The following is a 6,750-nucleotide window of genomic DNA, read 5'->3' as shown; positions in this document are numbered from 1 at the left end:
TTGGGCTTTCCCGGTCGTGGAGCCCCTATCGAGGAACTCCCTACGTGGTCGGCAGCCGCGCCTGGTCGCCACGTGTTCCGTAACGCCTTGATCCTACTCGCAAAACTGGGCCGGATCAGCGAAGTTAACTTAGCGGCGATGAGCCTTAAGGCCCTCTAGCTGCGGAATGTTCGGAAGATATGACTCGTGGAGGACGCCGATCCGGTAGGGGCGCCTGGCCTGCTGGGCGTCGGAGGCGAGCGGGGCCAGCAGGATGCCGAGCGCGAGGGTAAAGACGAGGGTGACGGTCGTGCGCCTCATGAGATGGTGCTTGCTCCTCGCGCTCCGTTCCTATTTGCGTCGAGCTTACGCGCTGTCGTCAATGAGGCCCACGACGGAGCCGACGGGGACAGTCTGGCCCGCCGGGGCGGTGATCTCGCTCACGACCCCGGCCACCTCGGCCTCGATCACGACGTCGGCCTTCTCGGTCTCCACCTCGAGGAGCGGCGTTCCGGGAGCGACCCGGTCGCCGACGTTGACGAGCCAGGCCTTGATATCGCACTCGAGCGTGTCCATGCCTAGCTTGGGGATCCGGATCTCGGCCACGGCCTACGCCCTTGAGCCGGTGAGCAGCTGCCGGCACTCTTCCAGGAGCCGGTCGCGCGACGGAAGGACATACGCCTCCAGCGGCGGGCTGAAGGGGACGGGGACATCCGCTCGCGTGATGCGCCGGATGGGGGCCCGGAGTGAGTCCCAGGCCTCCTCGGCGATGACGGCGGAAAGCTCAGCCGCGTAGCCGCAGGTGCGGTTCGAGTCGTCAAAGAGGATGACTCGCCCGGTCTTTCTCGCTGAGGCCAGGATGGTCTCGCGATCCAGCGGCAGGAGGCTGCGAGGGTCCAGCACCTCGGCCGCGATCCCTTCGCTGGCCAGCGACTCCGCGCACTTGAGCGCCTCGGGCACCAGGGGACCGACGGCGATGATCGTGAGGTCGCTTCCCTCGCGCTTCACCTCGGCCTGGCCCAGTGGGATCGTGTACTCGCCCTCGGGGACGGCCCCTTTCACGGGCAGAAGCGCGGCCGGGGCAAAGACTACCACCGGGTCGTCCTCGCGGATCGCGGCCTTGAACAGCCCCTTGGCGTCGCGGGGCGTCGAGGGCATCACGGCCTTCATCCCCATGTGGACCAGGAGCGGATAGGGGTGGTCCGAGTGCTGGCCGGCCAGGCCGCGGCGGGCTCCGGAGGCGACCACGAGATAGGTGACCGGGATCTTGCCTTGCCCGCCCATCATGTAGCGGAGCTTCTGGGCCTGATCCACGAGCTGGTCGAAGGCCACGAAGATGAGGGCGTTGATCTGGTACTCCACCACCGGGCGCATCCCCGCCATGGCGGCCCCGGTGGCGAGGCCGGTAAAGCCCGCCTCGGAGATCGGCGTGTCGAAGATGCGGTCCGGGCCGAACTCGTCGATGATTCCTTTGGTCACGCCGCGGAGACTGTGGCGGACGTCCTCCCCGATGATGACCACGCTGGGATCGCGCCGCATCTCCTCGCGGAGCGCTTCGGTGAGAGCTTCAAGGTAGCGGATTTCTCGCATTGTTTTCCCCCTCCTACCACCCTCGCGCCGGGAACCCGGGGTACGGCACCGCGTACATGCCGTCGAGCGCCTCGTCCGGGGCGGGGAACGGGCTCTGGCGCGCGAAGGCGACGGCTTCCTCCAGGAGCGCCTCCACCTCCGCGTCAACCTGAGCCGGGTCGCAGATCCCCTCCTGCCTGAGCCATGCGGGATAGATTACCAGCGGATCCCGCTTGCGCCATTCCGCGATCTCCTCCTCCGTCCGGTACTTGAGGCCGCGCGCCTTCTCGGCGGTAAAGTGGCCGACGAAGCGGTACGTCCGGCATTCGAGGAGCATCGGGCCCGCGCCGCCGCGGACCCGCTCGACGGCCCGGGTCGTGGCCGCGTGAACAGCCAGGACGTCCATGCCGTCCACCCACTCTCCCGGCATCCCGTAGGCGGCGGCCCGGTCGGCGAGCCGCTCCAGCGCTGCCATCTCTTTGATGGAGGCGCTGATGGCATAGCCGTTGTTCTCGCAGACAAAGATCACAGGGAGCTTCCAGATCGCGGCCAGGTTCAAGGCTTCGTGGACCACACCCTGGTTCATGCCGCCGTCGCCGAAGAAGGCCACCGCCACCCGGTCGATCCCGTGGAGCTTGGCGGCGAGCGCGGCCCCGCACGCGATCGGCGATCCGGCCCCGACGATGCCGTTGGCGCCATAGATCCCAAGGGACAGATCGGCGATGTGCATGGAGCCGCCCCGCCCCAGGTTGTAGCCGGTGGTCTTTCCCATCAGCTCGGCGATCATCCGGCGGGGATCGCCCCCCTTGGCCAGGATGTGGCCGTGGCCGCGGTGGGTGCTGGTGATCACGTCGTCGGGACGGAGCGCGTGACAGACGCCCGTGGCCACCGCCTCCTGGCCGACGTACTCGTGGGTGACGCCGGGGATCTCGTCACGGTTCACCAGCTCGACCACGCGCTCCTCGAAGCGGCGGATCAGGCGCATGGTTCGGTAAAACCCGATCAGCTTGTCTCGATCGAGGGGATGCGTCGGGTTCATCGTAACCTCCCTAGTTTACTCCTTACTTTACTCCGCAGGGGGCGGCCAGGTCTCCACGAGCCGCCGCCCCAGGGCGCGGTGACCGAGAAAGAAATAGGTGAGCATCCCCGCCGCCGCCAGGAGGTTGGCGACGAAGATCGCCCACCAGACCAGGGCGCCGAGGAGCGACTGGCCCAGGATCATGACGAGGCCGAAGAAGAAGACCTCGAAGGCGGCGAAGAGCATGAAGAGCCCCAGGAGCAGCACCGGCTGGCGCTCGGCCGCCACCAGCAGGAACGCGGCGATCATGCCGAAGACGACGAACGAGAGCCCGTGGAGCACAGTGTACCCCAGGACCACGCCAGGGTTGATCTGAAGCGCTGCGGGATCGCTGAGGCCCTGGAAGACGGCCGCGCCGAGGAGCGCCGGCGTGCGGAAGGGCTGGCCCCTGAAGGCGTCGTAGGCGAGGAACCAGACGGCCACGACGGCGGCCCCGATCAGCCCGGCGACGAACCCCTCGCGGATGACCCCCGCCCAGTCTCCGACGAGGCTCCGGCCGAGAGCCCGGTGGCCCAGGAAGAAATAGGCGAGCATCCCGGCGGCCGCCAGCAGGTTGCCGACCAGGATCGCCCACCACACGAGTCCGCCGAGAGCCGATTCGGCGAAGACCCGGTCCAGAGCAACGAAGAAGATCTCGAAGCACGCGAAGAGGGCCACGAAGGCCCAGGTGAGGCTCGGCTCGCGCTCGGCGGCCACGATCAGGATGGCGCACAGGATGCCGAAGGCGATGAAGGCGGCTCCGTGCAGGAGCGTGTAGCCCGCGACCAGGCCGAGGCCCACCTGGAGGAGCCCGGGATCGCGGAGCCCCTCGAAGAGGGCGGCGCCGAGGAGCGCCGGCGTGTGAAGCGGCCGGCCCTGGACGGTGTCGAAGACCAGGAACCAGACGGCGACGAGCGCCGCCCCGATCAGGCCGGCGACGACGCCTTCCTTGACGACACCCGCGAGGGAGCCGAGGAGCGCCTGCCCGAGGGTCCGGTGGCTCAGGAGGAAGTAACCGAGCATCCCGGCCGCCGCGAGCAGGTTCGCGACGACGATCGCCCACCAGGAGAGGGCGCCGAGGAGCCACTGGGCCAGGACCCACAGGAGCCCGAGGAAGAAGACGGAGAAGCACCCGAAGAGGGCGATGAAGGCGAGCAGCAGGAAGGGCTCGCGCTCGGCGGCCACAATCAGCATCGCGCAGAGGAGCCCGAAGGCGACGAAGGCGAGCCCGTGGAGGACCGTGTAGCCGAGGACCGGCCCCGCCGCGATCGTCAACGCCTGGGGGTCACGGAGGCCCTGGAACACCGCCGCGCCGAGGAGCGCCGGTGTCCTGAACGGCTGGCCCTGGAGGGCATCGAAGAGGAAGAACCAGACGGCCACGAGCACGGCGCCGATCAGCCCCGCCACCACCCCCTGACGGAGCCAGCGTCGGTCAAGCCGTTCCATGTCGGCTCCCCCCGGACCTCCGCGCGAACCCTTCCTCGCGCTCAGGCTCCGCTCCGACCCAGCAGAAGAAGACGATCGTGATCGCGACCAGAAAGACCAGCGTCCCCGGCACCCACATGATGACCCCGCCCGCGCGCTGGTCGGCCAGCGGCGTCAGGCCCCACGCGAGCGGCGCGTCGCCATACGACGGGTACAGCACCTCGTCGGAGAGCGTGATGAGCGCGGCCACCAGCACCATCGGGACCCCGGCGAGGAACAGGTAGAGCATGCGGGCCGGGTAAGGCAGCGGCGGCAGCTCGGGGACCGGGCTCAGGACCGGCCACCAGAGGAGGAGTCCGGTGGCCATGAACAGGAGGTGCTGGAGCACGTGGACGCCGTGGTCGCGCATGGCCCACTCGTAGAGGACCGGCAGATGCCAGGCCGCCAGGACCACGGTGTAGGCGGCGAAGGCGCAGAGCGGCCGACCCAGGACCCGCCCCGCGCTCCCCACACCTCGCCACGCGAGGAGCGGGCTCAGGAGCCATCCGGGCGTCCCGGCGAGGAGCAGCGGGGGGACGACGAGCGTCAGCAGGAGGTGCTGCACCATGTGGGCGCTGAAGAGGTAGCGGTCGGAAAGCTCGTGGAGCGGGCCGTTCAGGGCCAGGAAGACGAGGCCGAGGCCCCCGAAGAAGGCCAGGGGACGGACGCGCGGGAGCCGCTCGGCCCACCCGTGACGCCGTGCGAGCGGCCCCACGCCCACGAGGTAGGCGGAGGCCAGGAGCGCCAGCCCCAGGACCACCTCAGCGTGCACGTCCCAGCGGTTCCACGCCACGCGCTGCCCCCCTTACGGCCGGCCCACGACGAAGGCGCCGAAGAGCGCCATCAGGGCCAGGACGATCGAGACGGCGATGACGAGCGGCCCCACGAACAGCCCGCTCAAGACCCGGCTGTCGAACCGGAGGTGCATGAAGAACATCACGACCAGGGAGAACTTGGCCACCGAGAGGACGACCAGGATCGGAACCAGGAAGCGGACCAGCCAGGTGATGTAGAAAACCGAGATCTCGACCGCCGTGATCACGGCCAGGACGGCGGCGATCAGGAGGTAGGTCCTGATCGGCGGATGCGGGGGCCCGGCGTGCCGGTGCGCCATGACGATCCCCTACTGGATCAGGTAGACCAGCGTGAAGATCGCGATCCACACGATGTCCACAAAATGCCAGTAGAGGCCGGCGATTTCAACCACGAGCGCGTCGGCCGGCGTGAGCCGCGCCCGGAGCGCCAGGAGCCAGAGCGACAGGAGCCAGAGGACCCCGAGGCTCACGTGGGCGCCGTGGAACCCGGTCAGGACGAAGAAGGTAGCGCCGAAGAGGTTCGCCTGGAGCGTGAGCCCGCGGTGGACGAACTCGATGAACTCGTAGGCCTGGAAGCCGAGGAAGATCAGCCCGAAGAAGGCGGTGCCGAAGAGCCAGAGCTTGGCCCCGAGCGCGTCGCCCCGCTGGACCGCGGCCAGCGCCAGCACCATCAGCAGGCTCGACATCAGGAGCACGAAGGTGCTGATCGAGGTCAGCGGGATGTTGAGGATCTCGTGGGGATACGGGCCCGCCACGCTTTTCCCCTTGTACGCCATGTAGGTGGCGATGAGCGAGGCGAAGAACATGCACTCGGACCCCAGGAACGTCCAGAAGCCCATCTTCCGGTGGTCGACGCCCGTGCTCGTCTCCTCCAGCGGTGCGGCGCGGCCCCGCCCCGGCCCCCCGTACTCGAACGCCCAGCGGTAAATCCCGTAGACGGCTACGAGCCCGCCGAGGACCACGACGCCCGGGTGAGTCAGGGCGCCGATCGCGACGACCAGGATCCCGGCGGCCACGACGATGGGGTAGTAGGACGGCGGTGGGAGGTGGATGGGGTGAGCGGCCCCACCCGGGCGCGTGGGCACCTCGGCAGGACGCCGCCCTCGCTTCAGCGCCCAGAGGTCGTCGCGGGCGCTCACGGTGGGGACCTGCTCGAAGTTGTGCGCGGGCGGCGGCGACGGAACCGTCCACTCGAGCGTCCGGCCGTCCCAGGGATCAGGGCCGGCCGGCGTCCCGCGCCTCAGGCTCACGATCACGTTAACGATGAAGACCAGGACGGAGAGCGCGATGAGGAACGCCCCGACGGTGGACACGAAATTCCAGAAGTCCCAGCCGAGGGCGCCCGAATAGGTGTAGATGCGGCGGGGCATGCCCATGAGCCCGAGGAAGTGCATCGGGAAGAAGGTCGCGTTGAAGCCGACGAGGAGCAGCCAGAAGTTCAGCTTGCCGAGGCGGTCGCTCAGCAACCGCCCGGTGATCTTGGGCCACCAGTAGTAGATGCCGGCGAAGAGGCCGAAGAGGCTCCCGCCGACGAGGACGTAGTGGAGGTGGGCGACGACGAAGTAGGAGTCCTGCTGTTGCATGTCCACCGGCGGCGAGGCGTGCATGATCCCGGAGAGCCCGCCCATCAGGAACATGGCGATGAAGCCGAGGGCGAAGTAGAGCGGGGCGCGGAACCGGATCGCGCCGCCCCACAGCGTGGCTGTCCAGTTGAAGATCTTCACGCCCGTCGGGATGCCAATCAGCATCGTCGCCAGGGAGAAGGCCGCGTCGGCGACCGCGCCCAGGCCCACCGTGAACATGTGGTGGCTCCAGACCCCGAAGCCGAAGAACCCGATCAGGATCCCCGAGTAGACGATCACCGGG

General features: G+C 68.7%; 8 protein-coding genes. All 8 read right to left on the bottom strand.

The window, feature by feature from the left end; all coding sequences use genetic code 11:
- Positions 1-129: 129 nt before the first annotated feature.
- Positions 130-300: a hypothetical protein gene (locus HY726_15700; protein ID MBI4610441.1), complete on the bottom strand. Its 171-nt coding sequence runs from the start codon at positions 298-300 to the stop codon at positions 130-132.
- Between the two features lie 45 nt (positions 301-345).
- Positions 346-585 (bottom strand): hypothetical protein, encoded by a 240-nt coding sequence (locus HY726_15695; protein ID MBI4610440.1) that lies wholly within the window; start codon positions 583-585, stop codon positions 346-348.
- A gap of 3 nt (positions 586-588) precedes the next feature.
- On the bottom strand, positions 589-1,569 hold the full coding sequence (locus tag HY726_15690) for an alpha-ketoacid dehydrogenase subunit beta (protein ID MBI4610439.1): 981 nt from the start codon (positions 1,567-1,569) through the stop codon (positions 589-591).
- Positions 1,570-1,582: 13 nt separating this feature from the next.
- Positions 1,583-2,587, bottom strand: coding sequence for a thiamine pyrophosphate-dependent dehydrogenase E1 component subunit alpha (locus HY726_15685; GenBank protein MBI4610438.1), 1,005 nt, complete (start codon positions 2,585-2,587; stop codon positions 1,583-1,585).
- A 27-nt stretch (positions 2,588-2,614) separates the two neighbouring features.
- On the bottom strand, positions 2,615-4,051 hold the full coding sequence (locus HY726_15680) for a hypothetical protein (protein MBI4610437.1): 1,437 nt from the start codon (positions 4,049-4,051) through the stop codon (positions 2,615-2,617).
- The gene (locus HY726_15675) at positions 4,038-4,862 is read right to left on the bottom strand and encodes a cytochrome c oxidase assembly protein (GenBank protein MBI4610436.1); all 825 of its coding nucleotides are present in this window, start codon (positions 4,860-4,862) and stop codon (positions 4,038-4,040) included. Before HY726_15675 ends, HY726_15680 begins: the two co-directional genes overlap by 14 nt.
- A 12-nt stretch (positions 4,863-4,874) precedes the next feature.
- Positions 4,875-5,183 (bottom strand): cytochrome C oxidase subunit IV family protein, encoded by a 309-nt coding sequence (locus HY726_15670; protein ID MBI4610435.1) that lies wholly within the window; start codon positions 5,181-5,183, stop codon positions 4,875-4,877.
- 9 nt (positions 5,184-5,192) lie between these two features.
- The coding region (locus HY726_15665) for a cbb3-type cytochrome c oxidase subunit I (GenBank protein MBI4610434.1) at positions 5,193-6,750 on the bottom strand (1,558 nt) is incomplete at its 5' end.

The sequence above is a fragment of the Candidatus Rokuibacteriota bacterium genome, from assembly GCA_016209385.1.
GTDB lineage: Bacteria > Methylomirabilota > Methylomirabilia > Rokubacteriales > CSP1-6 > JACQWB01.
This window is presented reverse-complemented; position numbering and strand designations above follow the sequence as displayed.

Coding starts and splice junctions, on each gene's coding strand:
- HY726_15700 (MBI4610441.1), bottom strand. CDS start 300: ATGAGGCGCACGACCGTCACCCTCGTCTTTACCCTCGCGCTCGGCATC.
- HY726_15690 (MBI4610439.1), bottom strand. CDS start 1,569: ATGCGAGAAATCCGCTACCTTGAAGCTCTCACCGAAGCGCTCCGCGAG.
- HY726_15685 (MBI4610438.1), bottom strand. CDS start 2,587: ATGAACCCGACGCATCCCCTCGATCGAGACAAGCTGATCGGGTTTTAC.
- HY726_15680 (MBI4610437.1), bottom strand. CDS start 4,051: ATGGAACGGCTTGACCGACGCTGGCTCCGTCAGGGGGTGGTGGCGGGG.
- HY726_15670 (MBI4610435.1), bottom strand. CDS start 5,183: ATGGCGCACCGGCACGCCGGGCCCCCGCATCCGCCGATCAGGACCTAC.